This is a genomic window from Ochrobactrum sp. Marseille-Q0166 (assembly GCF_014397025.1).
Classification (GTDB): Bacteria; Pseudomonadota; Alphaproteobacteria; order Rhizobiales; family Rhizobiaceae; genus Brucella.
Map to the genome: position 1 here is coordinate 167,977 of NZ_JACJUO010000002.1, position 25,004 is coordinate 192,980.

A 25,004-nucleotide genomic window follows, 5' to 3' on the forward strand; every position below is an offset into this window, starting at 1 on the left:
TAGACCAAGAGCGCCAAACAAGATGGCCCAGCCAGTTGCCCCCATAGAAACTTCGAACCCGGCCCAAGCAAAGCAGCTTCCTGAGATCAATACCCGTGTCCATAGAGGTCGAAAGCGCGGGTCATCAAACTCAAACATCGATCAGCCTTATCAGGTTACAATTAACGATTACGCAAAAATTCATACAACTGGTAACGCGCTTCAGCTCACTTGATAAGGACAATTTGCTTCAAGTTTAAACCGCTGCCTTTGAGAGCGGAAGTTTGGCTCCGCCGAGGTTTCTTTCAGTGAGCGCGCGTTCCTCGACGATGGAATAACGGAAGCGGAAAAGCTTGGCAGGGCGCCCGCCAGTTTCACTGTCACTTTCTCCCGTCTCTTCAACCAAATTTTGCTGTTCGATCAGCCGGCGAAAGTTTTGCTTATGCAGTCGCAATCCGGCAAGAGCCTCCACAGTACGCTGAAGCTGCAAAAGGGTGAAACTGTCTGGCATGAGTTCAAAGACTACAGGCCTATACTTAATTTTTGCACGCAGCCTCGCTATTGCAGTCGCTAATATACGGCGATGATCTGCAAACATATGCAATCCGGCAGTACCTTCAGTTGTTCCAGCTTCTTTGACGAGACCTGCTTCATAAAGAAGCTCATATCGCTGAAGAACGAAATCTTCATTCCAGCGTTCCCCGTCCAGTCCAAATGAAAGCGCAACCCGACGTGAACGTTGCGAGACATGATCTGGATCAGCCTGCCCAGTCCAGCGACGAAGCTCTTCGCTCAGGACAGTCAGGACATCAGGCACACCCCGACGGTGATCTTCCCATGGCAAATAGTCATACCAACCACGCCAACTAGCCTGATCGGCAGCCGCATCACCTTCCCGTACAAGCCCGAGATAGCTTATTGAAATTGTTCGCTCGCCGAGCTTGTGACGGTCACGGTCCGCAAAGGTGTAAAGCTGCTCAAGATAGCCAACCGGATGAGCCGTTTCTTTTTGAACCCACGCACGCAGACCAGATTGCAGCGAGCGATGCTCAGTTTCAAACGGACCGGAAGGCAACGCTTGCCCCTGACGCACCGTCATCACACGTGGCTGCTCACCTGTGACGGCGGTGAGAGCGGCAATCAACTCAGTATGGGCAATATCGTCCGTCAATACCGTCGCTACTTTCACTAAATCGTTTTGCCACCAGTATTCTACTTAATTTAAATACAAGCACCTTCAGTTATTGCGCATAGCATTCCCATTACAGGTTTTTAAACCCTTAATGTTAAGACATAAATGTCATGGCATAACATCAAAACCAAACCATTTTGCTGATAGCTGCCTTATTGTGCAGTCTGCCTTAGCAGCTTCAACTTCATCGTTGATTTTTTCCAAAAGTTCCGGGTTTCCTTTTCGAATTCCGACACTCATCCCGCGACCCAGAACGTCACCGATGGCTTTTAAGCTATCTTGTTCTGATCGTAGCGGGAACAGAAATCCGTTCAGCGAATGGATTTCCCCGCGAAGGCGGTTCCGATTTTTGCGCCGATGCGCTAGCGCACAAAAAACGCCGCATGAGGATGCGGCGTTTCTCTATTTTATGAGTATCGCGATTACGGCGTTACGTCGAAACCGAACCACTTTTCGGAAAGCTTCTTGATCGTGCCGTCAGCCTTCGCAGCTTCGATGGCTTCATTGAACTTTTGCTTGAGTTCAGGTTCGTTCTTGCGGATACCAACGGCAACACCACGGCCAAGAATGCCACCCTTAAAAAAAGGGCCGGTCATAACGATATCTTCATTGCCCGGCTTTTTGGCTGCGTCCGATAGATAAGCAAGCGAAGCAACGATGAGGTCAACACGGCCAGACTTCAGATCGAGATCATGCTGGTCGGTGGTCTTGTATTCGCGAATATCCGTCGAATCCTTGAAGTACTTGTCGAGCAGTGAAAGACCGAGCGAAGCAGTCTGAACGCCAACGGTACGGCCCTTGATTTCAGCCGCAACTTCATCAATCACTTTCTGGGAAGCAGCTTCATCCTTGGCAAGATAAAGCGTTTCACCAGTGTGCGGCAGCTTGGCAAACGGGCTGTCTTTCAATGTTGCGAAAGTCTGCGGTGTCAAGCCATAGGAAACCGTGAAATCGATGGTTTCTTCGCGCTTTGGTGTAGCGGTCAGACCAGCCATGATGGCGTCGAACTTGCCCGCATTGAGCGCTGGAATGATACCGTCGAAAGGCTGTGCCACCAGCGTGCATTCAGCCTTCATACGTGCGCAAAGATCTTTGTAGAGATCGACTTCGTACCCATCCAGTGTGCCGTCTGGCTTGGTGAAATTATACGGACGGAAAGCGCCTTCCGTAGCAATGGTGATCTTGTCCCACTTTTTCTCTTCTGCATGTGCAGAAACGGTCGTGAGAACCAGAGCCGAAACGAACAGGGCTTTGAACAATCCCATGGTCTTCATTTGATTTAACCTTACGCAGTTATTTGCTGACACGCCTTCTGGCATAAATCAGCGTTGTTTGAAATAATCAGGCCGCATTTTCGTGGCTGATAAATTTGCGGAAACGCTCGGATTTTGAATTTCCGAACACTTCTTCCGGCGCACCATCTTCCTCAACCAGACCCTGATGGAAAAAGACCACACGATTGGACACATCACGGGCAAAGCCCATTTCGTGCGTGACAACCAGCATGGTTCGCCCCTCTTCCGCCAGACCACGCATAACGCGCAACACTTCGCCGACCAATTCCGGGTCGAGAGCCGATGTCGGCTCATCAAAAAGCATGACTTTCGGTTTCATTGCCAGCGCACGCGCAATGGCGGCACGTTGCTGCTGTCCGCCGGACAAATGGGCCGGATAAAAGTCCCGCTTGTCGGCAATGCCAACCTTGGCCAAAAGCGCTTCTGCTTCTTCAACGCATTCCGCACGCTTGCGACCCTGAACATAGATCGGTGCTTCGATAATATTTTCCAGGATCGTCTTGTGAGACCAGAGATTGAAGCTCTGAAACACCATGCCCAATTCAGAGCGAATGCGCGAAACCTGCTTTTTATCAGCCGGATATGCTTCACCCTTGGAGTTTTTCGCCATGCGAATGGTCTCGCCGGAAACGCTGACAGTACCCGATGTTGGGGTTTCCAGCAGATTGATGCAGCGTAAGAAGGTCGACTTGCCCGAACCGGAAGAACCGAGAATCGAGATCACCTCACCTTCGCGCGCTTCAAGCGAAATGCCTTTAAGCACTTCATTGGTACCGAAACTCTTGCGCAGGTTTTCGACTTTCAAAGCCACCGGCGCATTTGAAGATATGACTTTGCTCACGATGTTTTTCCTTGGGTGCTCACTTTGACGACCGGCTGGCGCAGATAAGGCGTAAGCCTATATTCCGCAAACATCAGCGCGCGCGTCAGAACGAAGTTGATGGCGAGATAGATAGCGCCCGCAATAACGAACACTTCAATCGCACGATAAGATTCAGCGATCAGCTTGGCCGCGATGCCTGTCACTTCCATCAAGGTAATGATGGAGGCCAGCGACGTCGCCTTGACCATGGAGATCATTTCATTGCCGTAACCGGGAAGCGCCTGACGAATTGCCAGCGGCATGACGATGCGGCGGAAACAGGTGAAACGCGACATGCCGCAAGCTTTCGCAGCTTCGATCTGACCGCTTGGTACCGACAGAAGACCGCCGCGTATGATTTCGCTGGCATAGGCAGCGTTGTTCAAGGTCAGCGCAATGATCGCACACCAATATGGCTCGCGCAGGATCGGCCACAGGAATGAATAACGCACCGCCGGGAACTGGCTGAGGCCGTAATAGATAATGAAGATTTGTACCAAAAGCGGCGTACCGCGGAATACAAACACATAAAGGCGTGCAATCCAGTCGAGAACTGTTATGCCCGAAAGACGCATCAAGGCAAAAAGCAAAGCCAGAACAGCGCCAAAGATAATCGAACTGGCAGCAAGTTGAAGGGTCAGCGGAACGCCGCCAATCATCTGCATGAAGGCTTCCCAGTAGAATTGCAGGTTCATGATGCTCTCCGCACGCCGCGCGAGAAATGCCGTTCAGCTTTCTGCAGAATGGTTCCGGAAACCGACGAAATCAACAGATAGAGCGCACCGGCAATCAGGTAGAAATTGAATGGCAATCCCGTCGATCCAGCGCCGATCTGTGCCTGTCGAAGAATATCAACGACACCCACCACCGAGATCAGAGCCGACTCTTTCAACGCAACCTGCCACACATTGCCAAGGCCGGGCAGTGCGTGTCGAAGTGCAAGCGGCGCAATGATGCGGCGGAATTTTAATGCCTGCCCCATACCGCACGCCGAGGCTGCTTCAAGCTCCCCCTTCGAAACCGCACGATAGGCACCGCGAAAAACCTCGGTGTGATGGGCGCCACAGGAAATGCCGATCGCAAGTACGCCCGCCAGAAATGCCGGAAACCCGACAAAACCCTGTGCGCCGAAGAAATGACCGATCGCCGTTACGGCAGCGCTGCCACCGAAATAGAACAGATAGATCACCAGCAGATCAGGAATGCCGCGAATAATGGTGGTGTATGCGTCTGCAACACCACGCAGCGTACGTCCGCCGGAGATTTTTGCCCAAGCTGCGAACACACCAATGACAGCACCCAACAGATAGCCCAGAACGGACAGCGCCACCGTGACAAGCACCGCCATCATCAGCACATAGCCCCAGCCATCAGGCCCGAAGCTCAGAATATCGAGAAAAGCCTTCATGATGCCTCAGGCCGAATGGGGGATAAGGAAATAAACGTCATCTGTTTTCCGGGTCGTTCTTTCAGGCTGGTGCCTCATTTATCCAGGGTAGGCAAAGCTGGTTGCACACTATCCGGGATTGGGTTCACAAAAACAGCACCATTGAGCATTTTTTTATGATCTTCTTTGGCCTTTGCAATCTGTTCCGGGTTAAGAAACAGCTCGATCGCAGTACTTCCCATAATCTTCGCTGCATGGGCCATGCCTTTATGCGCCGCAGGCAGCTTACCCTGCGCGACCATCTGCCATGAATGAAGCGGCGTGCCGATTGCGCATGTTGCACCGCGCATCTGCACAGTAGGAACAACCCAACTGACGCTGCCAACATCTGTAGAGCCTACGAGCGAGTTATCGCCCTTATAAGGCTCATAGATACCTTCGCAAAGTGCAATTTCAGCATTTGGCTGGACACCGAAGCGGCGGAAGGCATCGGAGATATCTTCTTTGGTCAGTGTTGCCTGAAAACGTTTTGCGGTTTCGCGGTCCTGCTCATCAAAAATCGGCGGGCCGAGCCGATCAAGCTCGCGCTGCATCATCTGTTCCAGCGCCGGATTGCCAATCAGATTGGCATCACCGCTGACAATATTGCTCTTGTCCGTTGTTTCAGTCATCAAAGCTGCCCCCTCGGCAATCTTTTTGACGCGCTCCAGCAGACCCTGCATTTGCGGCAGATCGAGCGCAGGGATCAGATAGCGCACGCTGGTTTTTGCCTGAACGACATGGGGGGAAAAACCGCCTGTATCAGTGACTGCATAGTGAATGCGTGCCGATGACGGCATATGTTCGCGCATATAGTTCACGCCAACATTCATCAGCTCGACCGCATCAAGCGCGCTGCGCCCAAGATGCGGAGCCGATGCTGCATGAGCTGCACGACCGGTGAAGTTGAAATTGATTTCGTTGCAGGCCAGTGAAACCGGATCGTTTACGCCCGCAAAAGGGGCCGGATGCCAGCAGAAAGCAATATCGACATCGTCGAACAAGCCTTCGCGCACCATAAAGCCCTTGGCCGATCCGCCCTCTTCCGCAGGGCAACCATAATAACGGACACGCCCCTTGATGCCATTGGCTTCGAGATATTCCTTCACTGCAGCAGCTGCCAGAAGGGAACCCGAACCAAGCAAATTATGGCCACAACCATGCCCGTTGCCGCCCGCTTCAATCGGCTGCTCTTGCGCTACTCCGGCAAGCTGACTCAACCCTGGAAGGGCATCGAATTCGCCCAGAATGGCAATGACCGGGCCTTCTTCACCCGCCTCGCCCATCACTGCCGTGGGCAGGCCTGCAATCCCACGCTCAACACGGAAGCCTTCGGCTTCAAGCTGTGCTGCATGTGCAGCGCTCGATTTATATTCTTCGTAATTGGTTTCAGGATTATCCCAAACCATATCGCTAAGATCGAAATATGCAGCACTCTTGGAGTCGACAATATCCCAGATGTCGTGATGGTTTTTCAACGTGGTTCTACCGCTTGCGGCTGATGTTTCAAAATTTGCGGGAGAAAGAAGCAGTTCAAGGACAGCAAAACAACCATGGTTGAATTCGCGTTTCGCCAGTTTTTATGGCTGAAACATCATGGTCTGAATTCCGTCAAAGAAGAGAACGCTCCTCCCGAGCTGTACCTAGAGGTACTCTAAACTAGTGGCAACCGATATAAGTGAAATTGTTCAAAAAACACTGCAAAACAGTCATTTTGAACAAAATTAACATTCAATTTGATAAGTGATGGCTTTTATATCCTGATCAAGGTTGCACGCCGCCACTCAAAAGGCCGCGCGAGTGAAAACCAGCACGGCCCTAAATCATTTTGCGATGTGTGATCAGAAGTCCCAGTCTTCGTCTTCCGTCGCGACAGCCTTGCCAATTACATAAGAGGAACCCGAGCCTGAGAAAAAGTCGTGGTTCTCGTCGGCATTGGGCGAAAGCGCCGAAAGGATCGCCGGGTTGACCTTGCAGGCTTCCGCCGGGAACAGGGCTTCATAGCCAAGGTTCATCAGAGCCTTGTTTGCATTGTAATGCAGGAATTTCTTCACGTCTTCGGTCAGACCAACGCCATCATAAAGCGCTTCGGTATAACGCACCTCATTATCGTAAAGCTCGAGCAACAGATCGAAGGCAAAATCCTTGATCTCCTGCTTTTTGGTCTCATCAAGTTTTTCAAGCGCACGCTGATACTTATAGCCGATATAATAACCATGAACGGCTTCATCGCGGATGATAAGGCGGATGAGGTCAGCCGTGTTGGTGAGCTTGGCACGGCTCGACCAGTACATCGGCAGATAGAAGCCCGAATAGAACAGGAAGCTTTCCAGGAACACGCTGGCAATCTTCTTCTTGAGCGGATCTTCAGCGTTATAATTCTCAAGGATCAGCTGCGACTTCCTTTGCAGGAATTCGTTTTCTTCCGACCAGCGATAGGCATCATCCACATCAGGCGTCAGACACAGCGTCGAGAAGATCGACGAATAAGACCGCGCATGAACCGCTTCCATGAAGGAAATGTTCGACAGAACCGCTTCTTCATGCGGGGTGGAAGCATCCTCCATCAGTGTCACAGCACCGACAGCATTCTGGATCGTATCCAAAAGTGTCAGGCCTGTGAACACGCGGATAGTGAGCTGCTTTTCTTCCGCTTTCAGCGTTTCCCACGATTGGATATCGTTGGACAGCGGTACTTTTTCCGGTAGCCAGAAATTGCCAGTCAAGCGGTTCCAGACTTCAAGGTCCTTGTCGTCTTCGATCCGGTTCCAGTTGATGGCGCGCACGACAGCCGGCTTTTTCGTATTGTTGTTTTTAAACTGCATGTTCATTTGTCTCGATCCTGATCAAAGAGCGCAAGAGACGCAGCCTTCAACCTGCGTACCTTCGAGCGCCATCTGGCGCAGGCGGATGTAGTAAATCGTCTTGATACCCTTCTTCCAGGCGTAAATCTGGGCCTTATTGATATCGCGCGTGGTGGCGGTATCGCGGAAGAACAGTGTCAGTGACAGCCCCTGATCGACATGCTGCGTTGCCGCTGCATAGGTGTCGATGATCTTTTCCGGGCCAATCTCGTAGGCATCCTGATAATATTCAAGATTATCATTCGTCATAAAGGCAGCCGGGTAGTAAACACGGCCAATCTTGCCCTCTTTACGGATTTCGATCTTGGAAACAATCGGATGGATCGAAGAGGTCGAATGGTTGATGTAGGAAATCGAGCCAGTCGGCGGCACGGCCTGAAGGTTCTGATTATAAAGGCCGCCTTCCATCACGGATTTTTTCAGTTCCTGCCAATCTTCCTGCGTCGGGATCGCAATACCGGCGTTCTCAAAAATCTCGCGAACTTTCTCCGTCGCAGGTTCCCAGACCTTATCGGTATATTTGTCGAAATATTCACCGGTCGCGTATTTCGACTTTTCAAAGCCCTTAAACGAAGTCCCCTGTTCAATCGCGATACGATTGGAAGCACGAACCGCGTGGTAGGCCACCGTGTAGAAATACATATTGGTGAAATCGACGCCTTCTTCCGAACCATAGAAAATGCGCTCGCGAGCGAGATAGCCGTGCAGATTCATCTGACCGAGGCCGATCGCATGGCTTTCATCATTACCGCGCGCAACCGAAGGAACCGAGCCGATATGGCTCATGTCTGCAACGGCCGTCAGGGCACGGATCGAAGTTTCGATGGTCTTGCCAAAATCCGGGCTATCCATGGCTGCCGCAATATTGAGCGAACCGAGGTTACAGGAAATATCCTTGCCAAGATATTTATAAGACAAATCATCATTGAAAATGCTGGCTTCGCTCACCTGAAGGATTTCCGAGCAGAGATTGCTCATGGTAATGCGGCCATCGATCGGATTGGCACGGTTCACCGTGTCTTCAAACATGATGTAAGGATAGCCGGATTCAAACTGGATTTCCGCCAGTACCTGAAAGAAGTCGCGCGCGTTGATCTTCTTCTTGCGGATACGGCCATCATCAACCATTTCGCGGTATTTTTCGGTGATCGAAATCTCGGTCATCGGCACGCCATAAACGCGTTCAACGTCATACGGCGAGAAGAGGTACATATCCTCATCATTTCTGGCGAGTTCGAATGTGATGTCAGGGATCACAACGCCAAGCGACAGCGTCTTGATGCGGATTTTTTCATCTGCATTTTCGCGCTTGGTATCGAGGAAGCGCATGATATCAGGGTGATGAGCGTGCAGATAAACCGCACCCGCACCCTGACGCGCACCAAGCTGGTTGGCGTAGGAGAACGAATCCTCAAGCAGCTTCATCACCGGAATGATACCCGACGACTGGTTCTGGATCTGTTTGATCGGCGCGCCGGATTCACGAATATTAGTGAGGCTGAGTGCCACACCACCACCGCGCTTTGAAAGCTGCAAGGCAGAATTGATGGAGCGACCAATCGATTCCATATTGTCTTCAACGCGCAACAGGAAACATGAGACAAGTTCCCCGCGCTGCTTTTTGCCTGCGTTGAGAAAGGTCGGCGTTGCCGGTTGATACCGGCCCGCAATGATTTCATCGACCATTTCGCGTGCGTGCTGTTCATTGCCACGCGCAAGCGCAAGCGCAACCATGCAGACGCGGTCTTCGTAGCGCTCGAGATAGCGCTTACCGTCGAAGGTTTTCAGCGTATAGCTGGTGTAATATTTGAACGCGCCGAGGAAGGTCGGAAAGCGGAATTTCTTGTCATAGGCATGATCGAAAAGATCGCGCACGAAATTGAAGGAATATTGATCCAGCACTTCCTGTTCGTAATAGCCTTCATCGACCAGATAATCGAGCTTCTCACGCAGATTGTGGAAGAACACCGTATTCTGGTTGACGTGTTGCAGGAAATATTGCTGTGCCGCCTGACGGTCGCGATGCAGCTGAATCTTGCCTTCGTCGTCATAAAGGTTCAGCATTGCATTCAATGCATGATAATCGAGCGACGTTTCTGTCAGCTTCTGCGACTTCGCTGACGACGCGGCGCCGGAGTGATCCTGCTTTTCGGAAGCAGCCAGTGTCTCGCGCTCACGGGTCAAGGTTGTGTCTGCCGTGTCCAAAATCGTTCCATCCCGTCTTTAACATTGCCAATGTCTTCGTCGGTTCCCAGAAGCTCGAAGCGATAAAGATAGGGAACCTGACATTTGGCAGAAATGATGTTGCCTGCGAGGCCGAAGGCCTCACCGAAATTACTGTTTCCTGCAGCAATCACGCCGCGAATGAAGGACCGATTATTCGCATCATTGAGAAAGCGAATGACCGGCTTGGGAACAGCGCCTTTTGCACCCCCGCCGCCATAGGTTGGGGTCACAAGCACAAAAGGCTCGTTGACCTGCAACAGGCCAGTATTGTCTTCGTAGCTTTCCAGCGGAATGCGCTTTGAGCGCATCCCCAGACGCATCACAAAGCGATGCGTGTTTTCCGAGCGACTGGAAAAATAGACGATCTGACCCATAACAAACCCCGGCAGCAGTTGGGGCTTATGTGAGCGAGCTGATCATATCTGGACGGAATCCTGCCCAATGGGATTCACCGGCAACAACAACCGGAACCTGACGATAACCGAGACCCTGAACAAGATCGTAAGCATCGGCATCGGCGGAAATGTCGATAACATCATATTCAATGCCCTGGCGGTCGAGTGCGCGGGTGGTTGCTGTGCACTGGACGCAGGCTGGCTTGCTATAGACGGTGACGTTCATTTTTTCCTCACTGGGGATGGGTTGGGATGGGCTGCGAACTGGGATAAGACGCAAAAACGCTCACGCATTGCGAAATGCGCGTGACAAGAGACGACAACTAAAAGGCAACTCGCTCTAGAGCGCGTTTCGATCTGATTGAATCAGATCCACGCTCTAAACTCCTTTACTTTAAGCATAATTTTATCGACCATCGTTTCACTCCGACAGGACTTATGCTCCAAGCGAACATTCTGTACAGCCCGTAAAGGGCGGGCCAGAACTGGCCAATTTTGAATTACTAATCGACACGCTTTTCACCCCGAAGCTTTTGAGGGGATATTCGGGGCGGCAAAAGAAATGGCAGAACAATTCTGCCGGAATTCCATTACGCACCAACCGGACACCCCGCCCGTTGACGTTCACGTTCAAGGCAGGTCTCCTGGCTCACGGCTCTGCGTTCGCACCCGTCTTCCCGGCATAGGCCAGTGACATCTGGATTTGAACTCGCCGCTTACAGTTGCGGGGGCAGCTACGGCTTAACAATATCCACCATGGACATAGCGCACCGTATTCCCATCTTCGCTTTCAATTCTCACGAATCGTAAGAACCTTGAACACAAGATATGGTATCTGAAGTTAAAAAATCTTCAATGGATAGATGCTTCAAAATTTTTTAATGTTGGCTTTCTTAGGACTGACCTGTGAATAGCAGGGATATTTACCTGATCTGTCCACAGGCAAGCAGAGAACCGCTCACCAGATGCATTCTGTTGGCGGGATTCGCAGCGTTAGGAAATCCATCAATTGTGCTTTCACACAATATATAGTGTGGCTCTATATAGTGTGGCTCTTCATTTTTAAGCAAATTGAGCACACAGCAACATTCAGGAATAAAATTTCACCTTAAACGCCGCCCGAAAAATCTCGTCAACAAGATCAATGACTTGCTCCAAAATTCAACAGATCAAACAGTTGAACCGATTAAAATCGTCGATGTCCGCCGAAGGGATAATTTGACAGCGAGGCTTCATATCCTGTATCGATCTGGAAAATCCTGAACGTTGTTCAGCATATTGAACAATTAGGAAGAGATCCTCCCAAGCATCTCTTCGGACGACCGATGCACCGGCAGCATCGGGAAACTGCCGGTCTGGCTTTCCTCTACGCGAAAGCCAGACCGCTTTAAACCCAGTGTCTCGATGCCGGCGAGGAATGAGAGACCTCGGCTCTGGGTAAATATGAATAAGGGTGGAAATGATGACTGTAGCTATCAAGCCATTTTCGTTCGACACGGTCGGCTCAATGCTTGTCGAGTGGGGGGCTGCAAAGCGTCTCGGCGAAATTCTGGGCGAACGTTTCTCTGAACGAAAAATTCTCATCGTAACAGACAAGGGCCTGCACAAGGCAGGTGTTCTCAATGAAGCACTTGCTTCACTTGAAAAAGCAGGATTTGGCGTCAGCATTTTTGATTCTGTTGTCGCCGATCCGCCGGAATCGGTTCTGTTTGAATGCGTCGATCAGGCCAAAGCAGCCGGTTGCGACATCGTATTGGGCCTCGGCGGCGGTTCCTCGATGGATATTGCCAAGCTTGCTGCGGTGCTTATCATCTCCGAGCAGCAACTCTCAGAGCTTTATGGCATTGGCAAAGTACAGGGCACGCGCCTGCCGCTGATCCAGATCCCCACCACCGCTGGCACCGGATCGGAAGTGACCAACATCACGATTCTGACCACCGGCGAAACCACCAAGATGGGTGTTGTTTCCCGCCAGCTTTACGCAGATTTCGTCATTCTGGATGCAGAGCTGACCTGCGGTCTGCCAGCGCTTCACACAGCAGCCACCGGCATTGATGCTATGGTTCACGCCATCGAAGCCTATACCAGCCGCATCAAGAAAAATCCGCTTTCCGACGCTTTCGCGCGTGAAGCGCTGAAGCTCTTGTCCGCCAATCTGGTTGCAGCTTGCGAAAACGGCAAAGACCGCCACGCCCGCGAAGCGATGCTGCTTGGCGCAAACTATGCCGGCCAGGCCTTCTCGAACGCGCCGGTTGGTGCCGTTCACGCATTGGCCTATCCGCTCGGTGGCCACTATCATGTACCACATGGTCTCTCCAACGCCCTGATGCTCGGGCCGGTTCTGCGTTTCAACATGGCCGGCGCTGCGGAACTTTATGCAGAGCTTGCAGACCTGCTGCTTGGCAAAGCAGAAGGCACAACAGAACAACGGTCAGCAGCTTTCGTTGATTATATGGAAGACCTGATGAACCGCTCTGGCGCACCACGCCGCCTGCGCGACGTTGACGTCACCGAAGAAAGCCTCGAAACGCTTGCCCGCGATGCGATGCTTCAGACACGTCTTCTGGGTAATAACCCTGTTGATGTTACGGAAGCTGACGCACTGGCGCTTTATCGCGAAGCATTCTGATCCATCAATGACAATTTAAAAACAGTTCCCGGAAGGACTGGCCCAAGCCGCCACCCTTCCGGAGGTTTGTTTTGTCCTTTCGGAGTAACATCTTGAGCACTGAACGCATCGACGGTCAGGAGCAGCCATATTGGCCTGCCGGACCGTTCAAAATTCGTCTGCCTTTTATTCACTACAAATTCGAATGGCCTGACTATTGTCAGGGCCTGCTGATGTGCGCGGTCGATCTCGCAGCCATTCCTCTGATGGCGGAACTGTTGGGCATGCCATTTGAAGTGGCTTTGGCCGTGGTCGTTCTCAATGGTCTGTTCTACCTCACCCACCACCTGCTTGGTGACCCTGTTGTCCCGGGCTGGATCACACCGGCTGTTCCGCTCATCATGGCCTATTGCGCAACGTTCCCGGAAGGACCCGAACGCGTTCACGCACTCGTTTCCTTCCAGATGACGCTGGGGCTTTTATCCATATTGATTGGTGCAACTGGCATAGCCAATCGCGTTATTGCGGCCATTCCGCAGGCGATCAAATCCGGCATCATCATCGGCGCGGGCTTTGCGGCGGTCATTTCCGTCTTCAAGATCGGTGGCAACTTCGATATCTTCCCGTTCACCATCGCAATTTCTATCGGTCTTTGCTTCTATCTGATGTTCTCGCCGCAGTTTGCACGCCTGTCGCGCAATGGTGGAATTTTCGGACTGATCGGCAAGCTTGGCATTCTGCCGTGCATTCTGCTTGCGGTCGTGATTGCTCCGCTGTTTGGCGAAGCCAAATGGCCGGAATTCCAATGGACGATTTCGTCGCCTGACTTCAAAACTTTGTGGCGGGAATACACAATTTTCGGTCTTGGTTTACCACCGCTCTCAATGTTTCTGACCGCGCTGCCAACAGTTCTCGCGACCTATATCGTCCTCTTCGGTGACGTGCTGAAAACCAAGTCGATCCTCGGCGAAGCACAGCTTCATCGCCCGGATGAAAAGATCGACTATAATGCTAACCGCGCGCACCTCGTTTTCGGTATGCGTAATACTGGTATGTCAGTGCTTGGGCCCGATGTCACGATGTGCGGACCCGTCTGGGCTGCAATGCAGGTGGTCATCTGCGAACGCTTCTCTAAAGGCAAAAAGTCGATGCACTCGATTTTTGGCGGTGCAGGCTCGTTCCGCTGGGGTACGAATACCGGCCTGTTCCTGATGCCAATCGTGACACTTGTGCAGCCGATCCTAGGTGTTGCACTTACCCTGACACTGCTCATTCAGGGTTATGTTTCGGTTCGGATTGGCGTAATGGAAGCCCGTTCACAGCGTGATCTTGGCATTGCCGGTGTTACCGGTGCCGTTCTTGCAACGCGTGGCGCTGGCTGGGCTTTTGCCACAGGTGTTGTGCTTTGCCTGCTTATTTATGGCCGCGATTTTTTCAAGGGCGAGATTGATCGTACCTTCGTTAAAGATCAAAAGTCGCAGTAATCTGACCAAGAAGTCTCCCGGAAAATCACCGGGAGGCTTTTTAATCATATCACGGCAAATGGCTTGGAATTAATGAACCCCAGCCAGCGCAGCTGATAGACCTTTGAGAGATGTATTAAACGCTACAATTTCCATAGCTGAGCGGTTTGCGTAAATTACGTCGACAAACGCACCTTTTTTTATAGCTGCTCGTAATCTCGGGCCAACGCTTTGATACGCAACACACACATCTTTGTTGCATCCATCAACTTTGGCTGCAACTACTGACCCATGATCATCAAGCCGCAAGTTTATAGCATCACCTATATTCAATACGGGTGGAACTCTTAAGATCAACGTTGGCTGGCCATTTTGCATTGTCGCCAATGACCAGCTGAACACGTCGCTACCTGCCTCATCGACGATATTCTGAGTAATATTACATACGCGCACTCTACTCTTTAGATTCTCGTCGCAAATCAATGTCCAGTTGGGAAAGGGCTCTATTACGCGTCGATACTCTCCAGGGTTAATACCAGAAGGAATCTGGATGCCGGAAGGTTTAATTTTGTACGAGTGATCAACCCGACTTTGTGTTGCCTTATTCGCGAACGAACTACTACATAAGAATAAAAGAGCCGGAAAAGTAACTAAGAACATGAGAAGAGTACCAGCTCTTTTATGCATTAGCTTCTGCTCCTTAGTTAAATGTAAAGCTTGCGCCTGCACCTACACCCCAACGCCCACCGGAACTGGCTGCAGAAACATTGAGCCGCACACGCTGGCTTTCAGCTGTGTAGCCAAGCCCAAGCGCAAAAGCGCCCTGGCCGCCCCAAGCACCGCCACCAACCGCAGCACTAACTTTCCCCGGCCTATCGTCATACCTTAGTGATGAGGCAGCAAGCCCAATGGCGGCAGCCTGCTTAGCTTCTTTACTAACATCATCAATATGGCCGGTTAACTTCGAAATCTGCTCGTCTGTATATTTGTTCGATTGCCCGATAACCTCTCCGACCTTATTGTCCGTATATTCTGTTGATCGTTTGTAAGTCTCTTCCGACTTTGTGTCCGTATAAGTGTGCGCTGCACTGGCCACATCTCTCAGCTGCTTCATATTTGAAGCATCTGAATCCCGTGTCCCTGACGCAACATTATGAAGTACAACAGGCGCATTAGGATCTCCCCCGTGAAATGTTACACTATTCTCTGGCTTTCCATCCAAGCCGGGATCATATTGCACGACGTTTGGAGAAGGCTGCTCAGGAATTGAATGTATCTTCTGATCCAGATCATCAACTCGCTTGATCGTTCTATCCAAAGACTGGTTTGTTGCAAATAATTGCGAACCATTCACTGCATCTGTCGATTCTGTATCTAGCCGACCTGCCGCAACATTTTGAAGAATGCGCTCAAAACCTGCAGATCCGAAAGAAACTGCACTTACGGGATTAGAACCAGCATAATCATAATATTCATTGCCAAGAGTTGTACCCTTCGTTGCAACAACCTTCGATGTTTTTGATCCCGCACCGATAGCAACATCGCCCTCATTGGAATCTGCTTGAGTTTCAGCTCCCAATGCAATTGCATTATCCATAATTGCAGTGGCATTTTTTCCGAGGGCCTGGCTATTGACGCCTCTCGCAACAGCACCGCCTCCGATAGCTAGGCTTTCTGAACCAATCGCATCGCTATCACTAAGGGAAGAGTTAGCATGAAAATACTTGATACCGCCGCCATTATTAATATTCGTAATTTTTGTATTTAAATCTTCAAGCCCATTATCAACAGCCTTAAAGCCATCGCCAATATTATGATAATCTTTACCCCTTATATTATAGGTAGGATCTGTGAAGACTCCATCAGAGTTGAATTCAGATCCACCACCAACGATTGACGAGACTGAATTTCCAAAAGATTTATAGCCGTCACTAATCTTATTAACGGCTTGATTAGTTGCAAGTAACTGCGAACCATTAACAGCATCCATGGAATCCTGTGAAATTCTACCCGCCGCAACATTGGTTATTGTACGTTGAAAGTGCCTTTCTCCTTCACTACTGCCAACTGAGACAGTGCTAGTAGGGACCCTGCCAGCAAAAGTATATGTATCACCGCCAATCGTTGTATCTTTCGTTGCTACAACAGCTGACGTTACGGAATCTGCTCCAAGAGCAAGACTACCATCATACTCACTAACTGCATTAGCCCCAAGCGCCATGCTCCCCGTTTTGCTGGCTGTAGCGTTCGCTCCAATGGCGATTGCATTGAGTCCACTGCCGACACTGTTAGGGCCTATACCGATTGCATTCTCTGCTGTTGCCGAAGAATGTTCGCCCAAAGCAGTTGAATTCAAAGCACTTGCGGTAGCGTTGTAACCGAGCGCAGTTGCCCCCTGTTCTTTAGCATCAGAACATGCTCCGATAGCCGTCGCGCCAGTTCCGGCAGCCTTAGCCTTATTCCCCTCCGCCAAACTGTTATCATCATCGTCGTCTTGAGGATCAGCCTTGCCAATACAGTCTGTTGTGACTTGACCAACCTTACTGCCTAAATCAGTTGTCTGCGCAAACACGGGATGAATTAGAAAACATGAAATAGAACAAGAAGATAAAAGGAAAACATTTCTAATAAAATATTTTTTTTTGTTAAAATTGAAGTTCATTACACCCTCCTAAATTATTTTTTACTAATTTAGGTTTCCATATTTTTATTTACCTTTAAATCACTAATAATAGCTAGTATATTATAATTAATTATTTTTAAGAAAAATTAATAAAAAAGCATAATATAGATATAAAAATTATAATATTAAAATGATAAATATTTAAAATTCATTGCAGTCCTCATATATATATTATGAATTTTTGCATTAGAATTATTGAAATATATTCATTGATGACGCCGTTCTAGAATATGGATTCAAAATTGCGAAACGAACAATCTATTCTTCAAATATCCATAGCCGTTACTATTTTTGTTGCAGGATTTGGCGTCGTTTTCGGCCTTTTATCTGGTTCATTTTCCATTGTCTTTGACGGTGTTTACATGTTTGCTGATGCCGCGATGAGCGGGCTTGCACTCGTTGTCGCCAGGCTAATTGCCCTGTCTGCGCTACCAGAACCTCCAAGCGGAAAATTGCGTGATCGCTTCACTATGGGCTTCTGGCACCTTGAACCTATGGTTCTGGGCCTCAATGGCATCATGCTGACTGGTGTTGCAATCTATGCGCTCATCAATGCCATCGGAAGTCTGATGCATGGTGGCCGCGACCTCGAATTCAGTTACGCGATATTCTATGCGGTCGTTGCTCTGATTGCCTGCCTCGGCATGGCATGGCTCGAAACCCGTGCCAACCGCAGACTGAAATCCGACTTCATTGCGCTTGATGCCAAGGCATGGATCATGTCAGGCGGCATCACTGCCGCACTCCTGATCGCCTTTCTGATCGGCTATTTCATTCAGGGAACCCGGCTTGACTGGGTAACGCCTTACATCGATCCCGCTGTTCTTGCCCTGGTCTGTATCGCCATCATTCCGATGCCGATTGGTACCATCAAACAGGCGCTTGCCGACGTGCTGCTTGTGACACCTCTCGATCTCAAGCAGCATGTGGATCAGGTTGCCAAAGAAGTCGTTAAACGCAATGGTTTCAAGTCTTATCGCGCCTATGTCGCCAAGGTTGGGCGCGGCAAGCAGATCGAACTCTACTTCATCGTACCGCCTGATCAGCCCGCAAGAAAGCTCGAAGAATGGGATGCATTGCGTGATGAAATCGGCGATGCACTTGGCGGCGAAGGCCCAGACCGTTGGCTGACGATTGCCTTCACTACCGATGTTGAATGGGCCGTTTAGCGGCCCATTCACCCGCCTTTACTCAGCGCGCTGACGCCGTTTTGTCATCAGCATGGGTGCATATTCAAGAACATACAGCCCAAAGGCCAGCATCCATAAGAACGCCGATGCTGCGAGGAATGTATGAAAGAAATTAGGGACCATTTCCGCGAATGGGCGGATCAACGCTGACAGTATCAGACAAAGATAGGCAATCTGTGTGACAGGTGAAGCGACAAGTTCGCGGCCCGTATGTCCGCGGGTGGCCCGGGTCATGACTGCCAGCATCATACAACCAATGACACCGACCGTCATAACGTGAAGAGCCGAAAATGGATTGAGTTGTTCGAGAGCGGCCAGTGCTATGGCAACGAACCCGGCGGGTACAAAGAAGTAGGCGACATGCAGGATAAGAACCAGCTTGTCTTTTGCCACGCTCCATCCGCGCCAGCGATAAAGCCGAACAAGATGCAGACCAGCTGCGATGATTGCGATGACCGCCGTCAACCACTGTTCGGGCGCAATAATCCAGCTCACGCAGGCGAAGGCACCGACAAGAATGGCGAGACCGTCATACCGATTGAAAGGTACCGGAAAACGAGTGGCCCCCATCCGATTAAGCCAATTACGCGTGAAGCTTGGAATGATCCTTCCACCAATCAACATAACCAGAAGCACATAAGCACTGACTCCGATACGATTGGCAGTTGCTATGTCGCTGTTCGTTATCGCCAGATAATGGAAGCAGAAATTGGCAAGCATAACGATTGTCACTCCGGTCAGAACCTTAAGGTTCTTCCACTGATGTCCGGCAATGATTTCGCGCGATGCGATAAACAGGAGCAAAGGCAAAAAGAGGCTTTCAATACCGATTGCAATATAGAGATTAACAAGATCGGGAACCAGAAAAACCAATCGACCTATGAGCCAGACACTGAACAGCAGGGCAAGCGATGTACCTGAAACCGGTAAACGGCCTGTCCAGTTCGGAACAGCAGTCAAAAGAAACCCAGCGAGAATGGCGGACGAAAAGCCGAACACCATCTCATGAGCATGCCAGTTGAGCGCACCATAAGCACCGCCAACCGTCAGACCGAATGTGAGCGAGAGCATCCAGAGCAGCATGGCCAGAACAGCCCATATAGCCCCACCCAGAAAAAACGGGCGAAACCCATAGCTGAAGATTGCCGGACCAGACTTCTTGTAGCCACGAGCAATCGCACCACGACGTTCGGAGGGCACTGCTATGGAAGCTATCTGGGCAGTTGAGGCTGCGGGGGTAACCAGCAGCCCTTCCATTATTGTCATGACGTCCTCATCATGGAACCGCGGCCAGAGCGCATCGTATCTGTCTCGAATTTACCTGCGCTCCAGAATTATGGAGTTATGCAACACCGCTGCATATTGGAAACCCATTATTTTGCGCTGGCAATTGCCTTTTCGAGACGCGCTTGAACGGGTTTGGGCTTCTTGGCAGCAACGATTTCGTCAAGATTGGCTGGATTGTCACCAACAACGATTAGAGCAACCATGCCCATCGCATAGTGGGGCGTGCACTTAACAAAATATGCACCAGGTTCGGAGACGGTCAGAACGTAATTCTCGTTAATCTTGCTTTTGAATTTTTCCGCAGCTGCCGGGATCATATCCTTTACCGACTCGACATTGTGTCCCTTGTCGATCGGAATAAATGTGATCGTGTCGCCGGGGTTTGCTTTGATATAGGCAGGCTCGAAAACCATTGCACCTTCAGCACCCTTATTGAGCATGTGAACCTCAATATTTTCGGCCAAAGCGGGAGCAGCCATCGCAAGGCAAAGTCCGAATGCTGCGAATGGGATTGCAAACTTACGCATCTAATTTCATCTCCATGGGCCGGCTTCTGCAGCATCACGATGGTGCCGGAAGAACCGCGCTGCTGGAAACTTAGACCGACTCCATTTCAATCTCTTTGATTGGGATCAAACAGATTCAATATTGTTGATTATAACAGTCAGATATCCCGAATGGACTGACGAAGCGATCTCTGAGCGATCACGAAATACAGGTGATTTGCATCAAAACGCTCGCTACTGCTTCGGCAAGGAATCAAGATTTCGTGCCGAAACGACCGTGACCTGCATACAACGCTCCCCGCTAAACACAGATTTCGCGCAAATCGAAGTTTCCATTAGAACAAGAATTTCAGTGCCTTGCGATGTGTTTCAAATCGCACCCGCAAATGTGATCGCTGTTTGTGTTGACTATTAACACTTCGTTAACCACAGTTTGTTGCAATCTGTTACATAGCGTTACAATCGGATTGGCAGACCATATCGATACGAGGTGCATATTGGAAAAAATACGGCAGATAGAACAGCACTCCTTGCACACAAGGAACAGCTCTGCCGTTTCGCAGATGACATCATTCTGGGGCCTGATGCGCGCCTACTGGGTGTCGGAGCGTTGGAAGGAAGCATGGGCGCTGACCATCGCCATCTTCATCTTTACAGCCTTCATCAGCAAGACGACGGTTTGGGTTGCCGAAGCATCCGGCCATCTGATGAACTCCATCGTCAATGTCAAAAGCTCGCCGGTTCAAGACCCGCTGATGGGCATTGCCATCAATGCAGGCATGCTGATCGTGCTGATGCTCGGCAAAGACGTCATGCTGGTCGGCTTCCGGCATCTCCTATCCACAACCTTGCACCGCAAATGGCGCAAGTGGCTTAATGACAGCTTCTCCGATGCGATGCTGGATCGCAATCACACGCATTTCCACCTGCAACAGGGGAAGGGTGCGAACCTGCCGGACAATGTGGACCAGCGTCTGCAGGAATCCATCAAAGGCATGACCGGTGGCGCCATTGGTCTTGTTATGGGCATTGTCGGCGTCGTCCTTTCCGCCTTCTTTGTTGGCCAGAAGCTGCTTGAAATCTCGACCGAAGTGACCGGCCTTGAATTTCTTGGCTCCTACGGCGGCGCAGTACTGGCCTTCATTGCAATCATCATCTACGTGCCCATAGGCACCTTCATTGCAATCAAGATCGGCCGTCAGCTTGAAAAGCTGAACCTCGGCATGCAGAAAGCCGAAGGCTCGTATCGTGGAGAGTGGACGACGCTGCTGCGCCGCAGCTTCCAGATTTCCGCATCCGAAGGCGAAGCAGTGCAGCGTTCGGTCAACAAGCGGCTTTACAAGGATGTTGATGGCACATGGAACCGCCTCAACCGTTTCGACGCCGCCTATCTTGCCTTTTCGCAGGCCTATGGCTTCATGTCGAACCGTATCATCGCCTATATACCGGGTCTCGTGCCCTATATGAGCGGCGCTGTCAGCTTCCGCAATTATGTGACCGGCGCCGAGCTGGTGGCAGCCATGATCAATGATTGCTCGTGGTTTATTCAGGTCATGCCCGCAATCGCCAATCTGCGCGCGAATGCCGGTCGTGTGACAGGTCTCGCACAGGCCATTGAAGCGGTGCAGGAACCAGCAGAATTCTACGCGCGTTCCGGCGTAAACCGCTTTACTTTCTCAACCCAGCACCAGCGTTTCGGTCTTTCAGTCCGCAATCTCGCTCTCATGCAAGGACCGGATAACGAAGCAGCATTCCTGCGCTCGGGCGTGATCAATATCCGTGCCGGTGACTGGGTCTATATGCGCGGTGAATCAGGTTCCGGCAAAACATCCTTCATCAAGGCGCTGAATGGCCTTTGGCCTTATGGCACCGGCAATATCATCTTCCCACAAAAAGCGAAGGCCATCTACACACCACAGGAAGCGAAGTTCCCGAACGTATCGCTCAAGCAGCTCGTATCTCTTCCAGAAGATGAAAGCGCATTCAACGATCTCGCTGTCGCAGCCGTTTTGCACGAGGCGGGTCTAGGTGAATTCATCCTGCGCATGAATGATGACAATGCAGATGGAACGGCATGGGACATGGTGCTTTCAGGCGGTCAGAAGCAAAAGATCATGCTGGCGCGACTTCTGTTGCACAAGCCATCAATCATCTTTCTGGATGAAGCAACCGGCGCGCTTGACCCTGCATCCAAGACGCGCTTCCACTCTGCTCTGAAGACACGTTGCCCGGATGCAATCGTCATCAGCATCATGCATGAGGAAAAGCTTCCAACACTGGAAGACGGCGAAAGCGTCTACTCTCATGTGCTGGAAATAAAAAATGGCTATGTTTCGCTGAAGCCGGTCGATCTTGTCATCGAGCCGGAAGCCCCATTGATTGCGGCAGAGTAATTGTAGTCTCATGAGAAAAAATACTATAAATATCTGGCTGCTTGGAAGCGTCAGCTCTTCCGGTCGCCTGATTATATTGTAACATGCACTGAATAAATTTTTCCGAATCCGGCCTTTCTCATTTACGGACAGTGCAATGACTTACGTTCCCGACCCGTCTCGCTACGATTCAGCCATCTTTCGCCGCGTGGGCCAAAGCGGTCTCAAATTACCGGCAATCTCGCTCGGCCTTTGGCACAATTTTGGTGATACAACAACTTTGGATCGCCAACGCGAAATCCTGTTCAAGGCATTTGATCTGGGCATCACCCATTTCGATCTCGCAAATAACTACGGTCCACCTCCGGGATCAGCAGAAATCAATTTCGGTCAGGTCCTGAAACACGATCTGGCGGCATATCGTGATGAGCTGATCATATCGACCAAAGCCGGTTGGGATATGTGGCCGGGGCCCTATGGGGCCGGTGGAGGGTCGCGCAAAACCTTGCTTTCGAGTCTTGATCAAAGCTTGAAACGACTGGGCGTTGATTATGTCGATATCTTCTATTCGCATCGTTTTGACGCGCATACTCCACTCGAAGAAACCGCCGACGCACTGGCCTCTGCCGTTCGTCAAGGTAAAGCTCTATATGTAGGAATCTCTTCTTACTCAGGCAACAAAACGCGTGAAATCGCGAAGCTTCTTGAACTGCGTCGGGTTCCACTGCTGATCAATCAGCCGTCCTATAATCTGTTCAACCGCTGGGTTGAAAAAGACCTGCTGGCGGCAAGCGAAGAAGTAGGGTCCGGCATTATCGCCTTTACGCCGCTGGCACAGGGCCTGCTCACCAACAAATATCTCAATGGCGTGCCCGAAGATTCCCGCATCAATCGTCCGGGTGGGCATGTCCTGCATCAGGAACATTTGTCTGCCGCAAACATCGAACGTGCGAAGGCACTGAACGAAATTGCCAAACGTCGCGGACAGTCGCTGGCTCAGCTTGCTCTTGCTTGGGTATTGCGTGATCAACGCGTGACATCTGCCTTGATCGGCGCCAGCTCTGCAAAGCAAGTAGAAGAGAATGTCGCAGCACTCCAGAACCTGTCCTTCACGGCGGAAGAGTTGGCTGAAATTGATCGCTACGCGGTCGAGGGCGGCGTTAATCTTTGGGAAAAGCCATCCCACGATGAAGCTATTTAAGGCTTAAAATAGCGTAGGAAGTAATAATAAAAAGGCCGGTTTTCGGCCTTTTTATTTACGCAAACATACTAAATCTTCTCTCATGATTTTAGAAAAATACTAATTTTGGCGATTATTTAGAAATCGTATTTCTTGTTGTATATCGCACACTAAGTCATCATTCGCCTATGGATTATACAAGTTATGTTTACATAATAATTGCTATCGCCCCTTTCATAGTTTGGGGGATGGTAATTTTCGCCCTCTCCAATGACGCGTGGTCAGTGAAAAATGGACGATCCGATAATATAAACGACAATGAACAAGAAGATACGCATGGAATATCTTTTATTCCGTACGGCCTGGTATTTCCTCTTTATTATCGCTCTTCTGGACAGCAGAGTTTTATAGGTTAACGCAACATGCTGTTGTTAATCGCCTGTCCAATACAAAATTCATGATGGAAAGTACCGATTGCTACGGTTATGGATGTCGTCATCATAGCCATAAGCAAAGGATTTCGTCATGAAGCATTCCCTGATTGTCTCTCAAGGCCGAGTGGCAGATCGTACAGGCGGTGCGATACCAGGAGCATTGGCGCTGGCTAATTCCCTTGCAGCCCGGTATGGCTTTGAAATACAGACGGCGGGAAAGCCATCTTCAGCAAAAAATGATCATTGGAAAGACGCGCTGCTGGAAGCAGAACAGACGCTTACGCAACTCGCAACAGCCGTATCAGCGGAATTTGAAGCGGGACGGCGTCCTATTCTGGTAACAAATACGTGTTCCGCAAGCCTTGCCACGATCCCGCAAGCGGTTCGATATATCGACGATCTCGTTGTTTTATGGATTGACGCTCACGGCGATTTCAATACTCCAGCCACAACAGCATCGGGATATCTCGGCGGCATGGCCCTTGCAGGCATTTGTGGCATTTGGGACACTGGACACGGCGCAGGACTGGCCAGTGAGCGCGCAATCATCGTTGGTGGCCGCGATATTGACCCTGAAGAGCAATTAGCCCTTGATAAAGCTGGGGTTCAGGTCGTTCGTCCTGCAAACGTAACGGCTGAAACTATCCTTAAGGCCATAAAGGGCCGGCCAGTTTGGATTCATATCGATTGGGACGTTATGGAACCAGGACTTATTCCAGCAGCTTATGCGATTGATGATGGTTTGAATGTTATTCAATTACGCAGCATTTTGGCCGCAATCCCTGAATCTCAAATCGTCGGAATTGAGCTGGCTGAATTCGAAATGCCCGAAGCCCAACAGGATGCGGAAAACGCCCTGGCCCTCATTCGAGAAGCCACTGCGCCGCTTTTCAAAAACGTATGAGCCACAATCCTGTGCCGTCTCTTTCATCACGGCTGCACATATGCCGGGCAGTCCAATTTCCACCGACATTCAACTTTAGGACTACATGCCAAAAACCTTTCAAAAAAATACTATATATTACAATGCTTTAAATAAAAA

At 50.4% G+C, this 25,004-nt stretch carries 21 protein-coding genes and 1 riboswitch; of the genes, 6 read left to right on the forward strand and 15 right to left on the reverse strand.

Annotation, left to right across the window (positions count from 1 at the left end; all coding sequences use genetic code 11):
* Positions 1-235: 235 nt before the first annotated feature.
* From H5024_RS11955 to nrdH, 11 genes are all read right to left on the reverse strand, one after another.
* Positions 236-1,150 carry a hypothetical protein gene (locus H5024_RS11955; protein ID WP_187548584.1) on the reverse strand — a complete coding sequence of 305 codons (915 nt, stop codon included), beginning with the start codon at positions 1,148-1,150 and terminating at the stop codon, positions 236-238.
* A 129-nt stretch (positions 1,151-1,279) separates the two neighbouring features.
* Positions 1,280-1,495, reverse strand: coding sequence for a transporter substrate-binding domain-containing protein (locus H5024_RS11960; RefSeq protein WP_348770715.1), 216 nt, complete (start codon positions 1,493-1,495; stop codon positions 1,280-1,282).
* A gap of 98 nt (positions 1,496-1,593) precedes the next feature.
* The gene (locus H5024_RS11965; RefSeq protein ID WP_187547122.1) at positions 1,594-2,445 is read right to left on the reverse strand and encodes a transporter substrate-binding domain-containing protein; all 852 of its coding nucleotides are present in this window, start codon (positions 2,443-2,445) and stop codon (positions 1,594-1,596) included.
* A 67-nt stretch (positions 2,446-2,512) separates the two neighbouring features.
* Positions 2,513-3,307 (reverse strand): ATP-binding cassette domain-containing protein, encoded by a 795-nt coding sequence (locus tag H5024_RS11970; protein ID WP_187547126.1) that lies wholly within the window; start codon positions 3,305-3,307, stop codon positions 2,513-2,515.
* Positions 3,304-4,023, reverse strand: a complete 720-nt coding sequence (locus tag H5024_RS11975) for an ABC transporter permease (RefSeq protein ID WP_187547127.1) — start codon at positions 4,021-4,023, stop codon at positions 3,304-3,306. Before H5024_RS11975 ends, H5024_RS11970 begins: the two co-directional genes overlap by 4 nt.
* Complete coding sequence (locus H5024_RS11980; RefSeq protein WP_187547129.1) at positions 4,020-4,736, reverse strand: ABC transporter permease subunit; 717 nt, start codon at positions 4,734-4,736, stop codon at positions 4,020-4,022. Before H5024_RS11980 ends, H5024_RS11975 begins: the two co-directional genes overlap by 4 nt.
* A 74-nt stretch (positions 4,737-4,810) precedes the next feature.
* Positions 4,811-6,232, reverse strand: a complete 1,422-nt coding sequence (locus H5024_RS11985) for a M20 family metallopeptidase (RefSeq protein WP_187547131.1) — start codon at positions 6,230-6,232, stop codon at positions 4,811-4,813.
* Between the two features lie 363 nt (positions 6,233-6,595).
* Positions 6,596-7,585, reverse strand: coding sequence for a class 1b ribonucleoside-diphosphate reductase subunit beta (gene nrdF, locus H5024_RS11990; protein WP_187547133.1), 990 nt, complete (start codon positions 7,583-7,585; stop codon positions 6,596-6,598).
* A 15-nt stretch (positions 7,586-7,600) separates the two neighbouring features.
* Positions 7,601-9,721: a class 1b ribonucleoside-diphosphate reductase subunit alpha gene (gene nrdE, locus H5024_RS11995; protein WP_187548585.1), complete on the reverse strand. Its 2,121-nt coding sequence runs from the start codon at positions 9,719-9,721 to the stop codon at positions 7,601-7,603.
* Positions 9,722-9,798: 77 nt separating this feature from the next.
* Positions 9,799-10,218, reverse strand: coding sequence for a class Ib ribonucleoside-diphosphate reductase assembly flavoprotein NrdI (gene nrdI, locus H5024_RS12000; protein WP_187547136.1), 420 nt, complete (start codon positions 10,216-10,218; stop codon positions 9,799-9,801).
* 25 nt (positions 10,219-10,243) lie between these two features.
* On the reverse strand, positions 10,244-10,465 hold the full coding sequence (nrdH, locus tag H5024_RS12005; protein ID WP_187547138.1) for a glutaredoxin-like protein NrdH: 222 nt from the start codon (positions 10,463-10,465) through the stop codon (positions 10,244-10,246).
* A gap of 390 nt (positions 10,466-10,855) precedes the next feature.
* A riboswitch (cobalamin riboswitch) is annotated at positions 10,856-11,072 on the reverse strand.
* Positions 11,073-11,698: 626 nt separating this feature from the next.
* Here nrdH and H5024_RS12010 point away from each other — a divergent pair.
* Both H5024_RS12010 and H5024_RS12015 read left to right on the forward strand, forming a co-directional pair.
* A complete protein-coding gene (locus H5024_RS12010; RefSeq protein ID WP_187547140.1) occupies positions 11,699-12,868 on the forward strand; it encodes an iron-containing alcohol dehydrogenase in 1,170 nt (389 codons plus the stop codon).
* Between the two features lie 92 nt (positions 12,869-12,960).
* Complete coding sequence (locus H5024_RS12015; protein ID WP_187547142.1) at positions 12,961-14,331, forward strand: hypothetical protein; 1,371 nt, start codon at positions 12,961-12,963, stop codon at positions 14,329-14,331.
* 69 nt (positions 14,332-14,400) lie between these two features.
* Here the strand turns inward: H5024_RS12015 and H5024_RS12020 are convergent, their stop codons facing one another.
* Both H5024_RS12020 and H5024_RS12025 read right to left on the reverse strand, forming a co-directional pair.
* Positions 14,401-14,997: an invasion associated locus B family protein gene (locus H5024_RS12020; RefSeq protein ID WP_187547145.1), complete on the reverse strand. Its 597-nt coding sequence runs from the start codon at positions 14,995-14,997 to the stop codon at positions 14,401-14,403.
* Between the two features lie 13 nt (positions 14,998-15,010).
* Positions 15,011-16,972 (reverse strand): YadA-like family protein, encoded by a 1,962-nt coding sequence (locus H5024_RS12025; RefSeq protein WP_187547147.1) that lies wholly within the window; start codon positions 16,970-16,972, stop codon positions 15,011-15,013.
* 263 nt (positions 16,973-17,235) lie between these two features.
* On the opposite strand from H5024_RS12025, the gene H5024_RS12030 reads away from it, so the two are divergent.
* On the forward strand, positions 17,236-18,162 hold the full coding sequence (locus H5024_RS12030) for a cation transporter (RefSeq protein ID WP_187547149.1): 927 nt from the start codon (positions 17,236-17,238) through the stop codon (positions 18,160-18,162).
* A gap of 18 nt (positions 18,163-18,180) precedes the next feature.
* On the opposite strand, the gene H5024_RS12035 is transcribed toward H5024_RS12030, so the two are convergent.
* Both H5024_RS12035 and H5024_RS12040 read right to left on the reverse strand, forming a co-directional pair.
* Positions 18,181-19,449, reverse strand: coding sequence for an NnrS family protein (locus H5024_RS12035; protein ID WP_187547152.1), 1,269 nt, complete (start codon positions 19,447-19,449; stop codon positions 18,181-18,183).
* A 107-nt stretch (positions 19,450-19,556) separates the two neighbouring features.
* Positions 19,557-19,997, reverse strand: coding sequence for a pseudoazurin (locus tag H5024_RS12040; protein ID WP_187547154.1), 441 nt, complete (start codon positions 19,995-19,997; stop codon positions 19,557-19,559).
* A gap of 542 nt (positions 19,998-20,539) precedes the next feature.
* On the opposite strand from H5024_RS12040, the gene H5024_RS12045 reads away from it, so the two are divergent.
* The 3 genes from H5024_RS12045 (at position 20,540) to H5024_RS12055 (ending at position 24,866) form a co-directional block, all read left to right on the forward strand.
* Positions 20,540-22,369: an ABC transporter ATP-binding protein/permease gene (locus tag H5024_RS12045; RefSeq protein ID WP_187547156.1), complete on the forward strand. Its 1,830-nt coding sequence runs from the start codon at positions 20,540-20,542 to the stop codon at positions 22,367-22,369.
* Between the two features lie 136 nt (positions 22,370-22,505).
* On the forward strand, positions 22,506-23,549 hold the full coding sequence (gene mgrA, locus H5024_RS12050) for an L-glyceraldehyde 3-phosphate reductase (RefSeq protein WP_187547158.1): 1,044 nt from the start codon (positions 22,506-22,508) through the stop codon (positions 23,547-23,549).
* 504 nt (positions 23,550-24,053) lie between these two features.
* Positions 24,054-24,866, forward strand: a complete 813-nt coding sequence (locus tag H5024_RS12055) for an arginase family protein (RefSeq protein ID WP_187547161.1) — start codon at positions 24,054-24,056, stop codon at positions 24,864-24,866.
* Positions 24,867-25,004 lie beyond the last annotated feature (138 nt).